Source organism: Actinomadura sp. NPDC048955, from assembly GCF_040649435.1.
In the GTDB taxonomy this organism is placed as follows: Bacteria; Actinomycetota; Actinomycetes; order Streptosporangiales; family Streptosporangiaceae; genus Spirillospora; species Spirillospora luteofluorescens.
Genome location: NZ_JBEZJI010000197.1, coordinates 1 through 1,383, shown reverse-complemented (window position 1 = coordinate 1,383; position 1,383 = coordinate 1). Strand labels below are relative to the sequence as shown.

Below are 1,383 nucleotides of genomic sequence, written 5' to 3'. Positions count from 1 at the left end.
TGTTTTGTATAAGACGTCGGCATGTATGTTCGAACAAATTTACCTGTATTTCTAAAACGTGGACGAGGAGAGCCGATAGGTTCCTTATACGTATCATTAAAATTAATCACTATTTCCATAACTCACCTCGAAATAATAGTTCGTTAATTGTTACCTGTTATTGTTGTCCCCAGTTTTCTTCTAGCTTTCTTAAAAACTCTTCTCTATCTTTATCTAGCTTTGGATCAACTTTAGTAACTTGTTCTTGTTCTCGGTCATTTAACCAATCTGGTGTTTTCTCTTTTGATTGAACGACACTAGGTTTATAAGTCTGTTCTTTTTGTTCCTGTCTTTGTTGTTCGTATTGCTTAACTGCTTTTATGGTTGTTAAGTTACGCTTACGCCAATCTTTGAGTAAGTAGTCTATGAATTTATAGTTATGAGAATTATTGAGTGCAGCTTTTTTTATTGCATAGGCTACTAACTCTTTTCCATAATGGTCTATATCTTGAGTTAGTTTTTCCGTTGTAATTGGACTTGGTACCTGTTCAATGTTTTCTTGATACAGATTGTAAATCGAAGCAAAGTCGTCGCCTACAACAACATCATTATCATCATTGTTTTCATTATTCTCTTTATTATCATTATTGTTTGTTTTTTTCTGTGTCTTTTCTGTGTTACTTCTGTGTTTTTTCTCTGTCTTTTCACTGTCATTTCTGCGTCTTTTTTTCAAATCTTCATCTTGATAATCGTCATAATTGACAACGGTTAGAACTGTTTTTTTAGTGTCTTTTTTTACGTCTAACATTCCATCACTTTCTAAAATTTTTAAATATTTATCTACCTTTGTTATCGACCAACTCCAACGCTCACCAAGTTGTCTAAGTGATGTGATTCTTTGACCTCGTTTGACAGTTATTAAGTCTCCGTCATGCACGATTTTGTTGTCTGTATAATTTACCATCATCAAGATATCTATCCATGCTTCAAATCGTGAAAATTTCCTTTTTTCCTCAAACAACCAATGTTTTTGAATTGAACGGTGCAAACTTATCCAACCAGTCATATGAACACCTCACTCTCAAATTGGTTAAATTAAAATGGTAAATCATCATCACTAATATCAATTGGACCATTAGCGTTTGCAAACGGATTATCTCCAACCGGTTCATTGCTTTGTTGTCTGTTTTGTCCTTACTGAGCTCTTGATTGTTGTTGGTAGTAATCATTTTGTTGACTACCTTTTGCATTTTTAGGTTCAAGAAATTGAACACTATCTGCGACAACTTCAGTAACAAAAATTCGACGACCTTCTTGATTTTCATAGCTGCGTGATTGAATTCGTCCATCAACGCCTGCTAGTTTTCCTTTAGATAAATACTCGTTTACGTTTAAAGCTTGCTT

The 1,383-nt window shown here is 33.8% G+C and carries 2 protein-coding genes; both read right to left on the bottom strand.

Going from position 1 to position 1,383, the window contains the following annotated elements; translation table 11 throughout:
* Positions 1-157: 157 nt before the first annotated feature.
* Entirely contained in the window at positions 158-1,045 is an 888-nt protein-coding gene (locus AB0C84_RS46190; RefSeq protein WP_361079284.1) for a DnaD domain protein, read from the bottom strand.
* A gap of 128 nt (positions 1,046-1,173) precedes the next feature.
* Positions 1,174-1,383, bottom strand: a 210-nt coding sequence (locus AB0C84_RS46185; RefSeq protein ID WP_361079281.1) for a single-stranded DNA-binding protein, incomplete at its 5' end; no start/stop codon positions are given.